This is a genomic window from Alcanivorax jadensis T9, assembly GCF_000756655.1.
Taxonomy (GTDB): Bacteria; Pseudomonadota; Gammaproteobacteria; order Pseudomonadales; family Alcanivoracaceae; genus Alcanivorax; species Alcanivorax jadensis.
On record NZ_ARXU01000013.1, the window covers coordinates 26700 to 46835 of the forward strand.

At 59.0% G+C, this 20136-nt stretch carries 18 protein-coding genes and 1 tRNA gene; 8 read left to right on the plus strand and 11 right to left on the minus strand.

Features of this window, described 5'->3' with window-relative positions; genetic code table 11:
• The first annotated feature begins 103 nt into the window (after positions 1-103).
• Together T9A_RS13845 and T9A_RS13850 are read left to right on the plus strand one after the other, a co-directional pair.
• Positions 104-3046: a DUF748 domain-containing protein gene (locus T9A_RS13845; RefSeq protein ID WP_035249552.1), complete on the plus strand. Its 2943-nt coding sequence runs from the start codon at positions 104-106 to the stop codon at positions 3044-3046.
• A 2-nt stretch (positions 3047-3048) separates the two neighbouring features.
• A complete protein-coding gene (locus tag T9A_RS13850) occupies positions 3049-3795 on the plus strand; it encodes a spermine/spermidine synthase domain-containing protein (RefSeq protein WP_035249555.1) in 747 nt (248 codons plus the stop codon).
• A 192-nt stretch (positions 3796-3987) separates the two neighbouring features.
• Here T9A_RS13850 and T9A_RS13855 read toward each other — a convergent pair whose 3' ends face one another.
• Positions 3988-5946 (minus strand): transglycosylase SLT domain-containing protein, encoded by a 1959-nt coding sequence (locus tag T9A_RS13855; protein WP_052043039.1) that lies wholly within the window; start codon positions 5944-5946, stop codon positions 3988-3990.
• A gap of 182 nt (positions 5947-6128) precedes the next feature.
• Here T9A_RS13855 and T9A_RS13860 point away from each other — a divergent pair, with 182 nt between their 5' ends.
• Positions 6129-7103: a methyltransferase gene (locus tag T9A_RS13860; RefSeq protein ID WP_035249558.1), complete on the plus strand. Its 975-nt coding sequence runs from the start codon at positions 6129-6131 to the stop codon at positions 7101-7103.
• Between the two features lie 106 nt (positions 7104-7209).
• On the opposite strand, the gene T9A_RS13865 is transcribed toward T9A_RS13860, so the two are convergent.
• On the minus strand, positions 7210-8190 hold the full coding sequence (locus T9A_RS13865) for an SDR family oxidoreductase (RefSeq protein WP_035249561.1): 981 nt from the start codon (positions 8188-8190) through the stop codon (positions 7210-7212).
• Between the two features lie 126 nt (positions 8191-8316).
• On the opposite strand from T9A_RS13865, the gene T9A_RS13870 reads away from it, so the two are divergent.
• A tRNA-Gly gene (locus tag T9A_RS13870) sits at positions 8317-8390 on the plus strand.
• A 54-nt stretch (positions 8391-8444) separates the two neighbouring features.
• Here the strand turns inward: T9A_RS13870 and T9A_RS13875 are convergent.
• On the minus strand, positions 8445-8729 hold the full coding sequence (locus T9A_RS13875) for a hypothetical protein (protein ID WP_035249563.1): 285 nt from the start codon (positions 8727-8729) through the stop codon (positions 8445-8447).
• A 199-nt stretch (positions 8730-8928) separates the two neighbouring features.
• Here T9A_RS13875 and T9A_RS13880 point away from each other — a divergent pair, with 199 nt between their 5' ends.
• Complete coding sequence (locus T9A_RS13880) at positions 8929-9333, plus strand: LexA family protein (protein WP_084573515.1); 405 nt, start codon at positions 8929-8931, stop codon at positions 9331-9333.
• 5 nt (positions 9334-9338) lie between these two features.
• Complete coding sequence (umuC, locus tag T9A_RS13885) at positions 9339-10610, plus strand: translesion error-prone DNA polymerase V subunit UmuC (RefSeq protein WP_035249568.1); 1272 nt, start codon at positions 9339-9341, stop codon at positions 10608-10610.
• Positions 10611-10632: 22 nt separating this feature from the next.
• Here the strand turns inward: umuC and T9A_RS13890 are convergent, their stop codons facing one another.
• From T9A_RS13890 to T9A_RS13905, 4 genes are all read right to left on the minus strand, one after another.
• Entirely contained in the window at positions 10633-12093 is a 1461-nt protein-coding gene (locus T9A_RS13890; RefSeq protein WP_035249570.1) for a DUF3336 domain-containing protein, read from the minus strand.
• Positions 12094-12261: 168 nt separating this feature from the next.
• The gene (locus T9A_RS13895) at positions 12262-12570 is read right to left on the minus strand and encodes a hypothetical protein (protein WP_035249572.1); all 309 of its coding nucleotides are present in this window, start codon (positions 12568-12570) and stop codon (positions 12262-12264) included.
• 197 nt (positions 12571-12767) lie between these two features.
• Positions 12768-13796 (minus strand): AraC family transcriptional regulator, encoded by a 1029-nt coding sequence (locus T9A_RS13900; protein ID WP_035249573.1) that lies wholly within the window; start codon positions 13794-13796, stop codon positions 12768-12770.
• A 266-nt stretch (positions 13797-14062) separates the two neighbouring features.
• A complete protein-coding gene (locus T9A_RS13905) occupies positions 14063-14764 on the minus strand; it encodes an SIMPL domain-containing protein (protein WP_035249575.1) in 702 nt (233 codons plus the stop codon).
• Positions 14765-14927: 163 nt separating this feature from the next.
• Here T9A_RS13905 and apbC point away from each other — a divergent pair, with 163 nt between their 5' ends.
• Together apbC and dcd are read left to right on the plus strand one after the other, a co-directional pair.
• Positions 14928-16013 (plus strand): iron-sulfur cluster carrier protein ApbC, encoded by a 1086-nt coding sequence (gene apbC, locus T9A_RS13910; protein ID WP_035249577.1) that lies wholly within the window; start codon positions 14928-14930, stop codon positions 16011-16013.
• A 116-nt stretch (positions 16014-16129) separates the two neighbouring features.
• Positions 16130-16699, plus strand: a complete 570-nt coding sequence (gene dcd / locus T9A_RS13915) for a dCTP deaminase (protein ID WP_035249579.1) — start codon at positions 16130-16132, stop codon at positions 16697-16699.
• A 197-nt stretch (positions 16700-16896) separates the two neighbouring features.
• Here the strand turns inward: dcd and T9A_RS13920 are convergent, their stop codons facing one another.
• From T9A_RS13920 to purM, 4 genes are read right to left on the minus strand one after another with little or no spacing between them, the layout of a single operon-like run.
• A complete protein-coding gene (locus tag T9A_RS13920) occupies positions 16897-17610 on the minus strand; it encodes a DUF3108 domain-containing protein (protein WP_035249580.1) in 714 nt (237 codons plus the stop codon).
• A 2-nt stretch (positions 17611-17612) separates the two neighbouring features.
• Complete coding sequence (locus T9A_RS13925; protein WP_232222123.1) at positions 17613-18287, minus strand: DUF3108 domain-containing protein; 675 nt, start codon at positions 18285-18287, stop codon at positions 17613-17615.
• 7 nt (positions 18288-18294) lie between these two features.
• Complete coding sequence (gene purN, locus T9A_RS13930; RefSeq protein ID WP_035249583.1) at positions 18295-18936, minus strand: phosphoribosylglycinamide formyltransferase; 642 nt, start codon at positions 18934-18936, stop codon at positions 18295-18297.
• Entirely contained in the window at positions 18933-19976 is a 1044-nt protein-coding gene (gene purM / locus T9A_RS13935; RefSeq protein WP_035249585.1) for a phosphoribosylformylglycinamidine cyclo-ligase, read from the minus strand. Before purM ends, purN begins: the two co-directional genes overlap by 4 nt.
• Positions 19977-20136 lie beyond the last annotated feature (160 nt).

Here is a 20136-nt window from a genome sequence, read left to right on the forward strand (position 1 = left end):
TTTTCCATAGCCACCATGGCGGCGCAATGGGTTTGGAGCGCCAGCGGGGCGCGCAACTGCTACCATGGCGTCAAAATCGGAGCGTCTTGATAGGGAGACAGATGTGAAGGTGTTACAGGCCTGGAAAAGCAGTAGCTGGAAAGTGAAAACCCTGATTATTCTGGCTAGCCTTTATCTGCTTTACGCCTTGTTTGGCTTTTTCCTGGCGCCGGGACTGGTCCGGGATAATGCCAGCAAGGCACTGGCGGATCTGACTGGTCGGCAAGTCACCATTGATGAGGTGAAGATCAATCCTCTGGTGCTGAGCGCCACGGTGAATGGTTTCTCCATCCAGGATGACCAGACAGAGGTATTGCTAGGCTTCAACCAGCTGTATGTGAATTTCCAGTTGTCTTCCCTGTTCCGCTGGAGCTGGCATTTTGATGAAGTCATGCTCGATGCATTGACGGTGCGTGCCCAACGCAATCCCGGTAACACCTTCAGCTTTGATGATGTGTTGACCCATATCCAGGAGCAGCTTGCCCAGGCTCCGGAAGAGGAAGCTCCGGAGCCGGAGCAGGAGGAGCCTGGCTTGCCGGCCATTTCCATTGCCAGCCTCAGCCTTGCCGCCGGCGATCTGCGTTTTACCGAGGCCTCCGGCGACGAGCCGGAAAAGCTGGTGCTGCCACTGGCTTTCACGGTGAGCAATTTTTCTACCAAGGGCAAAGGTGAAAACAGCAATGACTACGCGATTCGTCTGGAGGGGCCGGACGGTGGCGCACTGGATTGGCAGGGTCGCTTTGAATTCACTCCCTTCATCGCGCGGGGACACTTGAGTGTGGAAAAGGTCGACCTGGTGCCCCTGGCGCGGCTGCTCAAGAATGAAGTCCGCTTTACCGTGCCGTCCGGCGAACTGGATGTGGAAACCGCCTATCATTTTGCTGCGGAGCCGCAACCGAAGGTAGTGCTCAGTGATGGCCAGATGGTATTACGACAGCTTCAGCTGCTCAAGCCAGGTGAAGACTCCCCCAGCGTGTCGCTGCCGCAAGTCAGTGTTGAAGGGGTGGAGCTGGATTCCCTGGCACAGAAGGTCAACGTTCCCAAAGTGACCGTCACTAATCCTGAGCTAGGCGTGGTGCTGAATGAACAGGGCATCGACCTGGCGACGCTATTTTTGCCGTCGGACCGGGAAGCCGCTGAAGAGCGGGTGGAGGAAGTAAAGGAAAAAGCCGAGCAGGCGGCCCAGAAGGTGCAGGAAGGCAAGGCTGACTGGATCGTGCGGCTGGACACCCTGCAAGTGGACGGCAGTGGACTGCGCTTTACTGACCGTACTCTGCAACCTGCTCAGGCCTTGACCCTTTCGGACGGTCAACTGACCTTGAAAAACCTTATTATCGGTGAGCCTGCTACCTTCACCTGGGAAGGTAGCAGCAAGATCCAGCAAAGCGGCACACTGAAGCATTCCGGGGAAGGCAATCTGACCCCCTTCAGTGTTGATGCCCAGGCGGCCTTGCAAGGATTGCCGTTGGTTCCCTTTTCGCCCTGGCTGGAACGCGAGGCGCCGCTGGTTCTGGCCGACGGGGTTTTGTCTGTGGATACCCGCGCCAGTGTGAAAGGTGAGAACACGGCGGTCACCGTCAGCGCCAATGCGTCCCTGGAAAACTTCAGTTTGCTGGAGAACGGCGAATCCCTGCTCAAGATCAACCAGGGCAGCGTGACGGATCTGTCGTTGGCCTCTGCCGGGCAGACGGTACGTATTGGGGAAATCGGCCTTACCGGCATGGATATGGCCAATCGGGTGGATGCCCAGGGCCGGGATGTGGCCACACGGATTCAGGCGGGCATGGCTTCCGGTGATGCCAGCGGTAGCGGCAGTGATACGAGCCAGGGTGAGCAGGGTAAATCCTGGCAGGTGACGGTGGATCGAGTACGTCTGGTTGGCAGCCAGATCCGCCACGAGGACTTGTCGCTCAGTCCTGATTTCCGCATTGGCCTTTATGAGCTTTCAGGGAACCTGCGCAATCTGGATACCCGCCCGGGCAGAAAGGCCACCATGGATCTGAACGCCCAGGTGGATCGTTATGCGCCGTTCAGCATCAAGGGCGCGCTGACGGCGGAGCCTCTGTTCACTGACTTGAACATTTCCCTGAAGAATTACGAAATGACTGGCCTGACCCCCTATACGGGGCAATATCTGGGTTACAAGGTGGAGAAGGGCCAACTCGGCGTGAACTCGGGCGTGTCCATCGACAACAACCGGCTTAGCAGCAACACGAATATTCTTGCCGATGAATTCTACCTGGGAGAAAAAGTGTCCAGTGATACGGCGGTGAACGCGCCTGTGAAACTGGGGTTGTCGGTGCTGCGTAACCGTTCGGGGAAGATCACCCTGCCGGTCGCCATGGACGGGGATCTGAATGATCCGAGCTTTAGCGTTGGAGGCATGGTGCTCAAGGTGTTGAGCAACGTTGTGGTGAAGGCGGCGACGGCACCGTTCTCTGTGCTGTCGGCGCTGGCGGGCGGCAAGAACCTGGAGAGTATTGCTTTTGAGCCGGGGCTGGCAGCAACTGGTCAGGACACGGCTTCTTCCCTGGAGGCGCTGGCCAAGGTGCTCAATGAGCGCCCGGAATTGCGTGTGGGGCTGATCGGTACCACCAACGCTGAGGATCGCACCGCCCTGGCTGCGCAGGCCATCGGCCGCGAGGTGGCAGACGAGGACTGGCAGGGTATTGATGATGCCTTGCAGGAAAAGAAATGGCGCCGAAAATTGATTCGTCGCTATGAATCCAGCACCGATCGGGATGTGGAAAGTCTGGTAGGCAACGCGCTTCCCGAGGATGAAGAGCAACCTGAAACGGTACTGGCCAAAGCCGCCTGGGAGACCATGCTGGCAACCGATACCAAGGCCCTGGACCGGGCTCAGCTCACAGAACTGGCACGCCTGCGAGGGGAAAATGCCAAGGCGATGCTGGTGCAGACACTGGGTATTGAACAGAGCCGGATTTTCCTGAACGAAACCAATGTCGATGGCAAAGTAGCTGGCCTGACTCTGACCCTGGAAAAATAAGTGTGGCGCTAATCTGGAAAACCGAGCTGCAGGGGGTGCATTACGAAGTGCGCCGTGCCGGTCGAACCCTGCGGCTTTATGCCAATGGCGTACAACACTCCGAGTTTCACCCCAAACGCCTGCTCACCGGCAGTGTCTGGGATCTGCTCTGGTTGCCGGCCCTGCTGCACGAGCCCTCCCGGTTCCGACGGGTGCTGGTGCTGGGCCTGGGGGGCGGGTCGTTGATCCCGCCCATTCGCCAGTTACTGAATCCTGAAACGCTGGTTGCCGTGGAGCTGGACGCTGCCCACTTGCAGGTGGCCCGTGAAGTGTTTGGCATGGACGCTTTCGGCGTGGAGACCTATGAGGGCGATGCCCAGGCATGGCTGCAGGCGTATCAGGGGGAACCGTTCGACCTGATCATCGAAGACCTGTTTGCGCCCAGCAATCAGCAAGTCAGCCGGGCGGTGCCGGCGGACAAGGCGTGGCTGCAATGCCTGGCGGACAATCTGTCGGCCAGCGGTACCCTGGTGATGAACTTTGGTGACTGGAAGGAATACCGGGAAAGTCCCGCTGCCACGGATGAAGCCATGGCTGGCTATGCCAGCCGTTTCCGGCTGTCATGCAGTGACTGCCACAATGCGATTATCGCTTTTACCCGGGAACCGGCCCGCAGTATTCATCTGCGCAGAAGGGTAGAAGCCACCAAGTCCCTCAGCACCCGCGATGCTCGCGCCCGGCTGGATTACCACATCCGCCAGCTGGATTGAGAGTGGCTGCCGAGCAAAGGCAATCTTTCACCACAGAGGACAGAGAGTTCACTGAGGAACACTTGTCACTACGCGGCCTGCGGTCATGGTCTTTCTTTCTGTAGGAGGCTGCTTGCAGCCGAACCGTTCGCGTACAAGCACGCTTTTCTCAGTGAACTCTGTGCCCTCTGTGGTTAATCGATTTTCCTGTTATCAATCCAGCATCGATACCGAATACAGATCCTGGCTTTCCTTTTCGGTGAGCAGTTGTGAGGTGCGTGCCTGGTTGTCGTGTAGCCCAACAAACAGGGCCCGATAGGTGAGCACGGCCTGGACATAATCCCGGGTTTCCCGGAAGGGAATGGATTCAATCCAGACATCGGCGGGCACCGCCTCGTCCTCTTCCCTCAACCAGTTGTTCACCCGATGCGGACCGGCGTTATAGGCCGCCAGAGCCAGTACTCGGTTGCCTTTGAACTCGTCCAGCAGCTCCGCCAGATAGCGGCTGCCGAGCTTGATATTCAAGTCCGCGTTTTGCAGGGTGTTGGTGGTGGGGCGGCCCAGGTTGGCATCTTTGGCAACCTTACGGGCGGTGCCCGGCATCAGTTGCATCAGCCCCATGGCGCCGACAGGTGAACGGGCCTGGGGATTGAAGGCACTTTCCCGCCGAGCCACGGCCATGGCCAACCAGGGGTCCAGATCATGCCTTTGCGCTTGCTGTTCAAACTCGCGCTGATAGGCAGGCGGGAAACGCCAGGCGAGAACATCCCAGGCCTTGGCCTGGATAGATGCCTGTACCGCCAGATCGTACCAGTGTTGCTCCAGCGCATGCTGGGCAAGCTGGCGGACGTTGGCATCATCGTTGTGCCACATCAGCCACAGCCATTCCTGACGGGCCGCGTAATCCTCGTTCAGCTCGCGCAGCAGGCGTACACGGGCGATAGCCTGAGGGGGAGTGAAATCCGCGGACGGTTGCACCTGGGCATTGGAGAAATGGTAGGGCTCGCCCAGGCGGTCGGCGGCCATAAAGGCAAAGAAGTTTCTGTGTCTGGAGGCTTGCCGGTAGAGGGCACGGGCCTGGTCAGGCTGGTTCAGTTCTTCCAGTGCCCGGGCGCGCCAGTAGAGCCAGCGCGAATCCTGCTGTTCGCTATCAGGTAAACGGGTAATCCACAGTTCCGCGCTGTCCCAGTCCTGTTCGATGATGGTGCGGCGGGCACGTTGGTCCAGCAGCTCCGCATCCGGGTTGACCGTCAGCCAGTTGTCCAGCCATTGGCGGTTTTCTTCAATACCTCGAATGGTGGAATACCAGGCGATGCGCCGGCCGGCGTCTTCCCGCATGGCGTCATCGCGAAGGCCTTGACGGCGACTGTGGTCATCGAACCATTGCCGTGCCTTAACGGTGTCCTTGTAGGCCCAGCGATGTATAGCGGCGGCCAGCAGTTGCTGACGCTGTTCCGGTTTGATGTTGGTGGGCAGGTTGTCCACCTTGTCGGGATGTCGATAAAGGGTTTCCAGCCAGTCACTGGCGGTGTCGTAATCCGTATCCTCGAGTTTTCTGGCCAGGTAACGAACCAGGCCATGGCTGTTGGCCTTGAAGGCCAGCAGCTGTCTTTCCCAGATTGCCGCATCATCAATGACGCCGCCTGCCTGGGCCTGATCAAACAGGGGATCACACTGATTTGGGCGTGACTGGCCGCTGGCCCAGATGTCGGCAGCGGCTTGCAGGGCACTATCGTCACCGTTGGCCAATTTGGCCTGGTAGTAATAACACTGACGCGCGGTGGCTGAAGGCTCGTTGCTGTTGACGGCCAGCAGGGCGTCCCATTTTTCCACCTTGCCATAAGCCACGTTGGCCAGCTGGCGAATGTCGTTTGGCAGCGGGGAATCGGGGTAACGCCGGGCGTAGTCGTTTATCTTTTCCGGTGCCAGGTCGGGCAGGGCCGCGCGCAGCCGATGAAAATCCAGATAGGCTTGCAGGGGGTGATCATCGCCCAGCTGTTTTTCCAGTCGGGTCAGAGTATTCCAGTCATCATTGCGTGCTGCGTCCAGTGCCTGGCGGAAGACGCCGCTATCCGTAGCGGCGGCTACCAACGAAGAAAACAGGCAACAGCTAAACAGTGCCACAGCGCGAAAATAGGTTACAGCGCGAATGCAGGGTGCAGCGCTAACCATTTGAGCCTCCACATCGTCGGGTCAACGTTCCAATTCTACCGGTGCGGCAGACTCTTTGGCGTGCGGAATGTGTAAAACTTGCAGGCTGGTACAAAAGTCTGAGAGTGCGTTATGCCTGACATGAAAACGCCTGCTGCTCTATACTGCGGCGCACTTTACTCCGCCGGTTCGGGCTTGCTGCTATGGAAAACACGACACAATTGCTACTGCGCCAGGCTGGCGCTCTGTCGGGCCGTCAGGTGCTGGTGATCGATGCCAACGACCCGGCGTTGAAAAGCCTGGATGTGGATGCCCAGCTGCAGTTGCATGCGGATGATTTCACCGTGGGCGCCCAGCAATGGGCGCCGGCACCGACGGTGCCACCCGAGGTGGACCTGCTGGTGTTGCCTCTGCCCAAATCCATCGACCGCTTGCGGTTTTTGCTCAACTGGCTGGCTGGCGAAATCAGTCAGCCGGTGGAGTTGTGGCTGATCGGGCCGGCGAAGGGCGGCATCCGCGGGGCACTGAAATATCTGCAGGCACATGTGGATGATGCGGTACTGGTGGATAGTGCCCGCCATTGCAAGCTGTATAGCGGGCAGCTACAGCCGGGAGAAACGCAGACCCTGGCGGCCTGGGGAGAGGTGATTCCGGTGGGTGAGCTGGAAATCGTCAGCTACCCGGGCGTATTCAGCCATGGCCGTCTGGATGAGGGCACCCGGTTGTTGCTGGATCTGATGGCAGAACACCGCTTGCCCAGACGGGGAAGCATGATCGACATGGGCTGCGGTGCTGGTGTGATCAGTGCCAGCCTGGCCAGCCAGGGGTGGAAGGTGCAGGCGGTGGACGTGAGTGCCTGTGCGGTCGCTGCGACAACTGCGAGCCTGGCTCGCAACAGCTTGCAGGGCCGCGTGACTGGCGGCGATCTGTTTTCCCCACTGGCCGGTCGGGTGGACATGATCGTAACCAACCCGCCGTTCCACGACCGGCGCCAGCGTACCACCGATATCACCCGACGATTGATCGCCGAGGCGCCAGCCTATCTGAACAAGGAAGGGGTAATGTGGTTGGTGGCGAACCGCGAGCTGCCTTATGCCCAGTGGCTGGACGATGCCTTTTCCCATGTGCAGGTGGCAGGGGAAACCACGCGTTTTCGGGTATACCGGGCAGTGGTTTAAATCAGGAAAAGGGCATTGCTGCCCTGATGTCTTTTTCCGGTAACGGTTTTCTGTAGCAGCCATGCTGGCATGCATGGCGAACTGCCCACACCGCTACGCTTCGTTTCTAGAGGCGTTTTTCCTGCTCCATCCAGCGAATACAGTTTGCGATCATGGTGGCCAGTGGCACCTGATCGTTAAAGCCTAATTCCTGGACGGCTTTACTGCCGTCGGCATGTACCCGGCTGGTGACCAGCGCCACTTTTTCCGGTGTCAGCCGAGGCTCATTACCGGTAAACAGGCTGCCGATGGGGTATAGCTGTCCGGCCAGTTTCAATACCGCCGGGGGCACGGTTCGCGACGGGGCTTTTTTACCGAGCTGTCCGGCAATGGTCTGTACCAGTTCCAGAAAGCTGGCTTCCACCCCGGCCAGGATATAGCGCTCGCCGCATTGGCCGCTTTCCAACGCCGCCAGGTGTGCTTTGGCCACCTCTTCAACGGCACAGAAGTTGCCCCCGCCCGGTGGCACCCCTGGCAGCTTGCCGTCCTGGATCAATTTGATCATCTGCGACCAGTTATGGGTGTCACCGGCGCCGATAATGCCGCAGGGATTGAGGATCACCGCGTCCAGACCCTGCCGGATACCGTTCTCTATTTCCTGCTCGGCGAGGTACTTGCTGCGGTTGTAGCCGATCCAGTCGTTAGCTGCATTGGAGGGCGTCTGTTCGTTGATGGGGGTGTCCTGAATGCCCCAGGCGGAGATTGAGGAGGTATGGACAAATCGGCCCGCCACGTTTTTCAGTGCCGCGCTGACCATGGCCCGGGTGCCCAGTACGTTATCTTTGTACTGTTGCGCGTTGCCACGCCGCCACAGGCTGGTATTGCCGGCCACGTGAAAGACGGCATCCGGCGCTGCCGGCATCACCAGTGCCAGTTCGGTGGCATTATCCAGCGGAGCCTGTACGACCTGAACGCCTTTGGCCTGAAGCGCCGCGGCATCACTGCGTGGCCGTATAACCGCAGTGACGTCCCAGCCTTTTTCCAGCAGCTGGTCGACGATGTGTCCACCGAGAAACCCCCGGGCCCCACTCACAAATGCCATTGGCATGGCCACGCTCCTCTTTGTCATTCTGATCTGTCCCGCAGTGTAACCTCAAACCCGTCATGATGGCGTATCTGCTCACATCAGCGCTGGCCAAGGCGCATCCTTTTGACTATATTGCCGGTTGTTCAAGCGGGTGTAGTTCAATGGTAGAACGGCAGCTTCCCAAGCTGCATACGAGAGTTCGATTCTCTTCACCCGCTCCATATCAAAAAAAGCCACCCATCGGGTGGCTTTTTGTTTTTCCGGATCCGGCGTTTTCAGATCGGGTAGGCAAGAAACTGTCCGCCCAGCCGGAACAGCACCTGCACCTGCATGCCATCCTCCATGTCCATGGCAGCGTCCCGTGCCAGCATGATGTAAGGGTAGCGGTGAGCCCAGGCACAAGGCTTCACATAATGGGGAAAGGACGGGTCGGGTGCATCGGCGACAAAGCTGTCACTTTCCCGATGATAGAGCACATATCCCTGAAACGCGGCGCTGGCCGGCAGCCCCATTTCTTCCAGAAAGTCGGACATCCAGCCCGGGTTACCTTCAAGCATCATGACTACACCCTGATGACGGCATTGTTAGTCCAACCCTAAGGCAGCCATGGCGGCGTTTGGATATACCTTTCTTTGCGTTTTGTTACCTTGCTGTGTGTTCTGTCAGTGCCGGTATCGATGGTGTGGAAATGTCATTTAGCTGTACATAAAGACAGTATTTGATAGCATGGCCCCATCGTTATCTTTCCTGTGGTGTCCCATGACTGCGCTGCCTTTTTTCTCCGAACGTGTTGCTGCCGGTTTTCCGTCCCCGGCCCAGGGCTATATGGAGGCGCCGCTGGATCTGAACCAGCTATGCATTGGCCAGCAGGAGGCCACCTTTCTGCTTCGGGTAGAGGGGGACTCCATGCGGGAAGCGGGGATTTTCCCGGACGATATTCTGGTGGTGGACCGCTCCCTGGAGCCATCTCACGGTGATGTGGTGGTGGCGTCGCTGAATGGGGAGTTCACCGTGAAGGAGTTGCGGCTGCGGCCACAGCCCATGCTGATGCCACGTAACCCCCGCTATGCAGCGATACCGCTGGCGGATCAGGAGTGGGAGTTGTTTGGTGTGGTGACATTTTCCCTTCATGCACACCGGCCGGTGGCCCGGCCCCGGCGGTGAGTGCCATGTTTGCCCTGGTCGATTGCAACAGTTTCTATGCCTCCTGTGAGCGCGTTTTCCGGCCGGATCTGGCAGGGCGGCCGGTGGTGGTGCTATCCAATAATGACGGCTGCATCGTGGCTGGTTCTGCCGAGGCCAAGGCGCTGGGGGTGAGAACCGGCATGCCATTGTTCGAGGCTCGGGATCTGATTCGTAAGCACCGGGTCGCGGTGTTCTCCTCCAACTATGTGCTCTACGGGGATCTCTCCCGGCGGGTGATGGCGTCACTGGCTACCCTGGTGCCGGCGGTGGAGGTGTACTCCATTGATGAGGCCTTTCTGGATCTGTCCCTGATGCAACCTGAGGAGCTTCAGCCGCTGGGGTTGGCCCTCCGCGAACGGGTAGGCAAGTGGGTGGGTGTGCCGGTGTGTGTGGGAGTGGCACCCACCAAGACCCTGGCCAAGCTGGCCAACCATGCCGCCAAGACGTACCCGCAGACTGGGGGCGTGCTGGTGCTGACAGATCCGCGGTGGCGTGAGCGCCTGCTGGCACGTACACCGGTCTCGGCGGTCTGGGGTATCGGTCGGCGCCTCGGGCAGCGTTTGAATAATATGGAGATCGAGACGGCTCTGGATCTGGCCCGTGCCGACTATCGTCTGATCCGCAAGCGGTTCTCGGTGGTTCAGGAGCGGGTAGTACGGGAGTTGAACGGCGAGAGTTGTCTGCCCCTGGAAGCCCGGCAGGAACCCCGTCAGCAGATTATCCATTCCCGCTCTTTCGGTGAGCCGGTGGCATCGCTGGCAGCGGTGCGGCAGGCGGTCAGTGATTTCACCGCCCGGGCGGCGGAAAGCATGCGGGCAGAAGGGCTCAGTGCCGGTGCCATCAGCGTTTATCTCCGCACAGCGCCGATGGGCAAGCCGCAGCAGTTATTCCCCGATTCTGGCCGAACAAGTCTGTCGCCAGCCACGGTAGATACCCGGGTGATGGTGCACCATGCGGTGGAGATGGTAACGGCCCTCTGGCAGGCCGGTTATCGCTATGGCAAGGCGGGCGTCATGCTGACGGACCTGGGCCCGGCGGGGCGTGAGCAGGTCACCCTGTTTCGGGAAGACGAAAACGCGGAGAAAGGGAACGCGTTAATGCAGGTGATGGATACCATCAACAGCAGCGGCAAGGGCAAGGTATGGCTGGCGGGTCGGGGAATGAACCAGAATGAACGGTGTGTTTGGGCCATGCGCCGAGCCCATTTATCGCCGGCCTATACCACCCGCTGGGCCGATCTGCCCCGGGCTCGATGAGCCACGGGGCAGAGGGTAGGGCTCAGACGGCGGTCATCGGTACCTGTTCGAGCATGCGTTCCTCGATACGGTCCAGGCGGGCGCGACAGTCGCGGAAGGTGCGGCTGATGGCGGTGGTGTTGGCCACCATGCCGAGCTTGGGCCAGGTCGCCTTTTCCCCTTTGCGGATGTAGTTGCGAACATCCTGCAAGGTGGGGTTATTAAGCACTTTGAAGGCATTCATGGGCTGGCGTGGCGGGATCATGTTGATATCGCCGATATACTTCTGGGTGACCATGCTCTTGGCCTTGTCGAACATCAGCCCCACGTCGTTCGATTCCACCCTGCGCTGAATCAGTTGCAGGGCGTAGCGCAGATTCATGGAGACATTTTTCAGCCCCCAGTCCGCCAGGGTGCTCATTGAGCTGTCGGTATTTTCGTTACGCGACAGGAATGGCACCACATGGGGGTTGGTCTGGCTGACGATGGAATGGTTGACGCCATAGAGTCGGGACAGGCGGCGGATCGGCAGGTCGTCGACGATGGAGCCATCCACGAACTTGCGACCAGGAATGTAGGGCACCCGCTCGCCATCAATATTCTTGGCCCACAGGGAAACCGGTGGATAGATGCCGGGAATCGCGCAGGAAGCCAGTGATGCCTTGCGGATCAGCACATTGGGCGAGGTGCGCCAGTTGAGCAGACGGGCATGCTGATTACGGTCGTAAGGGCTGACGGTAATGTTGATTTCGCGGCCGGTGTGCCGGTAGGCCTCCTCGAAGGTCATGTCGAGGATGTTTTCTTCCAGGCAGGCTTCCAGGTGGTCGCCATCCAGCACCGGGGTGCCACGGATGATGCCCTTCCAGCCCAGCACCTTGAAGGCTTCCAGGTAGATGTTTTCCGGTTCCAGCTTGAGTTTCAGTTCTTCATCGTTGTGGGTGCCCACAACGGAGGCAATGATGCTGCCGGCACTGGAGCCGGAGATCACCGAAGGTAGCAACCCCTGTTCCCACAGGCAGCGGGCCACACCGATATGAAACAGACCCAGAGCGGCGCCACCGGAGAGCATCAGACAGCTCTGGCCGAAGGCCTGGCCGGTGGTTTCGAAGAAATCCAGTTTCTCCTTGAGCCCGAACTCCTTGAAATTGGTGTCGCACAGGTAGTTCAGGGCGATGGTGACTTCTTCGAGATAATTCTCGATCAGGCGTTTGGTGCCCACGCGAGTTTGTTGATAGAGGCGCGGGTTGGAAATGTTGCCCAGATTGCCATGCAGGCCTTCGTGCAGGTGAAACACCAGCTTGTTGACGTCATTGCGTTCACGGGCCTGGCGAATCTGCCACAGGCGATTGCGGATCAGCTCGTAGTCATAATGGGGGGAGCGATCAATTTCTTTCCATTCGTCCGCACCGGAAAGACGGTCGTGTTCGCGGCTGGCTTCGTACCACTCTTCGTAGGTTTCAGCGTGCTCGATGGCCCGATCCAGTTGTTTGAGAGTGCCTTTCATGCAGGTCTCCGCTCATTGTTGTCATTAGCTGATGTCAGTATAGCCATGACCCATGGGGAGAATTAAGGCTTTGTAGGACAAAAAGAACGCGGCCGAAAAGAAAAGGCCGCGTTTATATGGGCAGAATTGCCTAACAGGCGATCAGCGCAAGCTGATGGGGTGGGGCAGTTAGCCGGGCAGCGCCCGTGCCACATCTTCCAATACCCGGATCATATTCATGGCCCGGAATGGATGGGACAGGGTAAAGGGAGCGTCGGGCCGGTCCTGGGAGCTGGGATAAACCAGGATGCAGGGTTTGTCACTCTTGCTGGAGGTGGCGCGAGGGCTATCTTTGGCGGTCACCAGCAGTACGTCGGCCTGACCCGGGTCGGCATTCTCCCAGATGACACTGCAGCGGCCATTGATGATGCCCATCATGGAGACAAAGGCGCTGGCTGAGTCATGGGTGAGGCCGCTGACGGAAATTTTTCGGTTCATGGTGCGTCCCTGTAACGGTTCCCGAAACCGGCATAGCCGGTGGTTTGAGGGAACTTCGTGATCCCTTGGGAACTGTTGTAGTCAACCGCTGGCGGTATGGGCAAAGCGATAACGACCAGCGGCGGTGAGGTAGACACTGAACGGGGCTATAAGTAAATGCGCATAAGAGAAAGCCGACAAAGCGTGTAAGTGATTTCCTACAAATCCGGCTTTTGTTGGGTGCGAAACTGGCCAGGGGTCATCCCCGTATGTCGCTTGAAGCTGCGTTGAAATGACCGAATATCCGAGTAGCCCAGGGCTTCGGCGATTTCTGCCTGGGGGGCCGGGCTCTGGCAGAGTAATTGCCGGGCCTGATGCAGTCGCACCTGGTCCAGCAGTTTCTGCCAGCTGTGGCCTTCATCGGCGAGCCGACGGTGCAGGGTGCGCACGTTCATACCCAGCCGTTCGGCGATGGTTTCCTTGCGCGGCAGGGAATGGCCAATGGCATCCTGAATGCACTGTTTTACCCGCTGGGCCAGGCTGGTTTCCACGCCCAGCTGGTGAAGCTGTTGAATGGCGTGGGCTTCCAGGGTCGACAGCAATAGCGGGTCCGGCTGGCGAATCGGTTGTTCCAGCAGGTCCGGCGGACCGATCAGGGCAGAGCAGGGTTGCGCGAACCGCACCTCGCAGAGGAACACCCGCTGGTATTCCTCCACCTGTGCGGGGCTGGGTCGGGGATGTTCCAGCCAGACTTCGGCGGGGGCCAGTTGGTCATTGCCGGTCAGCCAGCGGGCGTAGCGGATCCAGGAGCCCAGCACATTGTCTATCAGGTGTTGGCGAGCGGGTTGTTGTCTGTAGCGACAGTCCCAGCGAATGGCGGCCTGGTTGTCGTCAATGCGGGTGTCGGTGGTGCCCATATCGCCCACCAGCTTTTCATAGAGGCTGACCTTGGACAGGGCTTCCTGGAGAGTGCCGGCACTCATGGCGATGTAACCCATCACATTATAGGAGCCCGGCTGGACAAACTCGGAGGTGTGCAGGCCGAAGAGCGGGTCGCGGGAGTGATCAATCAGAGTGTGCAGCAGCGTCTGGAAGCTGACACCGGGAATGCGAGCGTCCGGCTGGCGGACCCGTTCCGCATCCAGCGCTGCGGTATCCAGCGCCGCAGCGATATCCAGCCCCCGGGCTTCACCGTGGGCAAGATACTGCTGCAGCGCGGCGCTGCAGATCTGACCGAGGCGATCCATTAGGGCCTGCTCCCACTAATTCCGTGGCCCCTGCTGGAGTCATTTTTTTGTCCAGTCGTTCCAACCGGTGCGCGGTGTAGTTGTTCTACATAAGTAACGGTTGGGGCTGCTGGACGGAAAAAGGGCCCAGCCCTTCGGGTTGAGGCCCAAAATGCGCCACTCGTTGTTGCTCGTCGTTCATTTGGAGACACCAAACATCTCTCCTCGCGCCTAGATTGGCGCATTTTGGGCCGCAACAGGGGCCTCGGAATTAGTGGGAGCAGGCCCTAGTCCAGTTCGAAGGTGATCTGGACCCGGGCGGTGATATCGGTTTCGCCGGGCCGGTAGCTGTCGGCGTTACCGCTTTTCTCGCTCCGTGCCATCATCATTACCGGTTGCGGGGGCTGGAAATCCTGGGCCTGGATCTGGATAGCCTTGCCAAGCTCCCGGTCAGCGGCCTCGGCGATGATGCTGGCCCGCTGGCGGGCATCTGCCACCGCTTTCTCCAGAGCCTGATTGGCCAGCTCGTCGGCGTTGCTGACTTCGGTGCCGGCCGGGCGAATATCCCGCAAACCTTGCTTGGCCAGGCCGTCGAGCAGCTGGGTATAGGTGTCCAGGCCATTGGCCCGGAAGGTGACGTCACGGCTTACCTGATGGCCGATCAGTTTACGCTCCGGCTGGTATTGCCATTGCGGCTGAACGCGCAGATCGCTGGCGCGCACCTGTTTTTCCTCAATATCCAGGTCGTCCGCCAGGTCGAGCATATCGGCTACGGTGTCGTCGACGCGGGATTTCATGGCGGTAATGTCGTCGCCCTGTTCGCTGGCAGTCGCTACCACGCGGAAAATATCCGGTTGCGCTGAGATGTCGCCACTGCCGGACACGGTGATGCTGTCAGGTCCGTGATTGATAAGATGGGGGGCATCGTTGCAGGCTGTCAGGCTCAATGCTCCCAGGGCGATTAGGGATGCGGCGGTGATGCGTTTCATGGACTCTCCTTGTACTGCCGTGCAATCGGCACTCTATTTTGCGCATTTACAGCGGGATAACCACCCCATGGTTCGCGTTTGTGCAACGAATAACTTCCGCGAAGGTGGCTTGGTTGTTAACGGCTTAGCCCCTATCATCGCACCTCTCGAAACGGAGGCCATTATGAGTTCAGCCGAGCAACGCATTCGACAGCAACTGGGCGGTTTTATTCCCGACGATCTGGGTGTCAGCCTGACGTCCGTGGATGCCATTGAATCACTGACTGTGGATGACAGCACCGTCCACGCCCGAATCGTTCTTGGTTTTCCGATTGACGGTATCCGTGAGCACCTAATGACCCAGATCCGGGAGCATGTGAGCGAGGTGCTGGGAGGGCGTGAGCTGGCCCTGGATCTGACGGCGAAGATTATTCCGCATCGCGCTCAGAGCAGCTTGCCGGCCATGGACCAGGTGGCCAATGTGATTGCCATCGCTTCTGGCAAGGGGGGCGTTGGCAAGTCCACCACGGCAGTGAATCTGGCATTGGCCTTACAGGCGGAAGGCGCCCGGGTGGGGCTGCTTGATGCGGACGTATTCGGCCCTAGTCAGCCGCTGATGCTGGGGTTGCCAGACGGTACCCGCCCGGAGGTACTCGAAGGTAAGTACTTTGTGCCGGTGGATGCCTATGGTTTGCAGACCATGTCCATGGGCTATCTGACCACCAAGCAGACCCCGGTGGTCTGGCGTGGCCCGAAAGCCAGTGGTGCTCTGGTGCAAATGATGGAGCAGACCCGTTGGCATCATCTGGATTATCTGCTGGTGGATTTGCCGCCAGGTACCGGTGATATCCAGTTGACTCTGGCCCAGAAAATTCCGGTGGCCGGCGCGGTGGTGATTACCACGCCCCAGGACATTGCCCTGCTGGACGCCATCAAGGGCGTGGAGATGTTCCGCAAGGTGGATATCCGCGTGCTGGGCATCGTTGAGAACATGGCGGTGCATATCTGCAGCCAGTGTGGCCATCATGAGCATGTGTTTGGCCAGGGCGGTGGAGAAAAGATGGCCAGTGAGTATCACACCGAAGTGCTGGCGGCCCTGCCGCTGTCCTTGCGTATCCGCGAACAGGCAGACAGCGGTGAACCGATGGTGGCGGCCTGCCCGGACAGCGAGGAGGCAGGCCTGTACCGCCAGGCTGCCCGTCGGCTGGCAGCGAGACTGTCACTGACGGAAGGCGGCAAGCGGGCGTTTCCCAAGGTGACGCAGCATTGAACAAACGCCACATGTCGGGGCCGAATTAGCGGCGCCCCACATCTGGCGCCCGGCGTTCGGCGTCTATACCATTATCTGCTTGAACGCCAACCACCCCGGAATTTTGAGGCGCAACAATGACGATTAAATCGGATCGCTGGATTACCCGCATGGCCGCCGAGAAGGGCATGATAGAGCCCTTTCAGAGCGGACAGATCCGCGCGGATGAAAATGGCGAAAAAATGATTTCCTATGGTGTGTCCAGCTACGGGTACGATGTGCGCTGTGCGGATGAATTCAAGGTGTTCACCAATATTCATTCCGCTACGGTAGACCCGAAGGCTTTCGATGAGCGCAGCTTCGTGGACATCAAAGGCGACTACTGCATTATTCCGCCTAATTCCTTTGCGCTCGCACGAACTGTGGAATACTTCCGCATTCCCCGTAATGTGCTGACCATCTGTCTGGGCAAGTCCACCTACGCCCGCTGCGGCATTATCGTCAATGTGACGCCGCTGGAGCCGGAGTGGGAGGGCCATGTGACCCTGGAGTTTTCCAACACCACTACGCTGCCGGCAAAAATTTATGCCCACGAAGGTGTGGCGCAGATGTTGTTCTTCGAGTCCGATGAGGTGTGTGAAACGTCTTATATGGATCGGGGCGGGAAATACCAGGGCCAGCGCGGTGTCACCCTGCCACGGGCCTGAAGCCAGCTTCTAACCTTGTCGTAGGCGTGTCGATAGCAGGGTCGGTCAAAAAAAATTCACCACAGAGAGCACAGAGCACACAGAGCAAACCCTTTCTTTCCTTCAGTGATATCTGTGCCCTCTGTGGTAAATCCATCTTTTCAGGCGTTGGACTATCGCGCCGCCAGCGACGCTCCTACAGAGGGGGGGGCGGGCTGCTAGGACGACGGCGGCAGATCCGGGCCGTCGTAATCAATCATGATCAATTCTGCCTTGAGCAGGGTGCTTTCAATGTGCCTGGCCTTGACCACCATGTAGTCCAGGCTTGGCGCCACCCAGAACAGGGTGCGACGTTTCTCCTTGCTGTCCCCTTCGCGCTTTTTTTCCACCAGCAGGGTGTCGATTTCGCCCATGGGCGTATCGATCACTTCCCGGTCGATGATCTCGAAATGATGGGTGCGCAGCTTGTCACCGTAGACACTGGTGACTTTGTAGGCCTTGTCACCGGTAGCAAACACACAACGCCCGCGCAGCAGAATGGTTAGCTCGTCCAGGGTGTTTTCCGGAATTTCCAGGCTTTCCTGATCGTCCTCGGATTCGTTGTGGACCATGGGTGGGTTCCACTGGAAATCCATATGGTGGTAGCGGTGTTGGCCGAAGCCCTTGAATTCATGGACATACTGGTTGGTGCGGGGCTGACAGTCGCGCCAGTGGAAATAACTCTCTTCGGTGTTGGTAAGCAGAAAGGATTTGGCCTTCAACAGCATGCGGTAATAGTCTTTGCCTTCAGCCGGTTCCAGTACCAGGTCGGCCTTGACCGGGGTGGGCAGCTTGTTCACATAAATGCGGAATTCGGCCGCAAAAGGAGCCAGTGGTTCGGCACCGGCTACGCTGCTGGCGGCTACCAGTAAGGCAAGAATAATCCGTCGCACCGTTAGTCTCCCTCGATAGATTGCAGCTTCATCACGTGGTCGCCATCACTGTTTTCCTGCAGCAGTTGGACGAGCAGATAATCATGCTGCGGTGCAAACCACATGTAGGTCTGCCGTTTGCTGTTGGTGCCGCGCTGGCGCTGTACTTTTACTGTCTCTACCTGCTTGCCGTCAATATTCAGATGTTCCTCGCCGACTACACGGTAGCGGTGTGCTTCCATGGAGCGCTCATCGGCAACCTGCAGTTTGATGTCACGCTGGCCTGCCTGAAGAGAGCATTGCAGGGCCAGAGAGACGGAGAGTTCGTCCGTGGCTTGATCTGTGATCGGGTAGTTGCGCGTGGGTTTATCCGTGCGTTCACTGGCGGCGACCCCGGCCTCCCGGTCCAGATGTAGTTTGGCTTCCTTGACCCGCCCCAGGCCACGACGGTAGTAGCCATAGAACGTGCTTTCGGGAATACATTGTTGCCAGTCGAACAGGGTGGTTTCGCGGATTTCGCCCAGCCAGTTTTTGGCCTGCACTTCCATTTTCCACAGGCCGTCCTGCATGGGTTTCAGGGTACGTGTGGCCGTAACGGTGAAAGGAATGCCTTCACTCTTCAGACTGTAATCCAGAGAAAAAGGCGCAACCGGTGACGCAGCATGGCTGGCCGGAGCCACCAGGGCCAATGTCAGCAACAGACTGCTAGACCAGTTGAAACCCCTGTTCGGGGAGAGGTTTGGCATCCAGCATGACTCCGTTTTGATTCAGTTCCAGGCGCTGTTCAGCACGCCATTGCAACACCAGAGGATAAAGCAGGTGTTCGCGTTGTTGTACGCGTTTGGACAAGGAATCAACGGTATCGTTCGCAAGGACGTCCAGCGGGGCCTGGGCGATCAGCGGGCCGCCATCCAGTTCTTCGGTGACGAAATGGATGGAGCAGCCATGCTGTTGATCGCCGGCTTCCAGAGCGCGGGCATGGGTATGGAGCCCTCGGTACTTGGGCAATAGAGAGGGATGGATGTTGATCAGCTGGCCGGCATAGTGGCGGACAAACAGCGCAGAGAGAATGCGCATGAAACCGGCCAGGACCACCGTGCCGGGCTGGTAACGGTCCAGGGTGGTGATCATTGCCTGGTCGAATGCTTCCCGGCTGTCGTACTGGCGATGATCCAGTACTTCGGTGGCAATGCCGGCATGCTGGGCACGGCTCAGGCCACCGGCATCGGCACGGTTGGACAGTACCACTGCGATTTGTGCATCCAGGCGGCCACTATCAATGGCCGCCATGATGGCCTGCAGATTGGTACCTGAGCCGCTGATCAGAACAGCAAGGCGGTGCGTCACTCTGCCAGGCCTTCCAGCACCACTCCCGGTTCCCCTTCGCCGGCCTGGATTTCACCCATCAGGAAGGCGACTTCGCCTTCGGCTTCCATCAATGCCAGGGTGGCATCCACCTGATCCGCCGGGACGGCGATGACCATGCCGACACCACAGTTAAAGGTGCGGTACATCTCGAAAGCCGGGACCTGGCCTTCTTGCTGCAACCACTTGAATACGGCGGGGAATTCCCAGCTACGGGTGTCGATAACTGCACGGGTGTTGTCCGGCATCACCCGGGGCAGGTTTTCCGGCAGGCCGCCGCCGGTGATGTGTGCCAGGGCATGCACGGGCACCTGCTCGATAAGTTTCAGCAGGGGTTTGACATAGATGCGGGTGGGTGCCAGCAGATGCTCCATCAGGGGCTGGCCTTCCAGCTCGATGTTGATATCGGACTGGGCCATGATGCGGCGAATCAGCGAATAGCCGTTGGAGTGGGGGCCGGAGGACGCGAGGCCGATGAGTTTGTCGCCGGCCTGGAGCTTGCTGCCATCCAGCACGCCATCTTTTTCCACCACGCCGACACAGAAGCCGGCCAGATCGTAATCCTCGCCCTCGTACATTCCCGGCATTTCTGCGGTTTCACCACCGATCAGGGCACAACCGGCCATTTCGCAGCCTTCACCGATGCCAGTGACAACGCTGGTGGCGGTGTCCACATCCAGTTTGCCGGTGGCGTAATAGTCGAGAAAGAACAGGGGCTCGGCGCCACCCACGATCAGGTCGTTGACACACATGGCCACCAGATCGATGCCTACCTTGTCGTGGCGACCGGTATCAATGGCCAGGCGCAGCTTGGTGCCAACCCCGTCGGTACCGGCTACCAGAACCGGGTTCTTGTAGCGGCTGGGCAGCTCGCAGAGGGCGCCAAAACCGCCCAGACCGCCCAGCACCTCGGGACGGCGGGTGCGTTTGGCCACGGGGGCGATACGTTTTACCAGCTCGTTGCCAGCGTCGATATCGACACCGGCGTCACGGTAAGTCAGCGGCCGTTTCTGATCGGTCATGGGGGGCTCCGGATTGGTGAAGGCGCGTATTTTAAGGGTGAGGGGGCTATCTTTCCAGCCAAACCGGCAGAATTGCCGCTGGCGACGCGCCTCACGCGGTGCCAGTAGAAAACCTTTGCGCGATTGCACTCTCTCTGCTTTCAGTCGTCTCGCGTCCCGG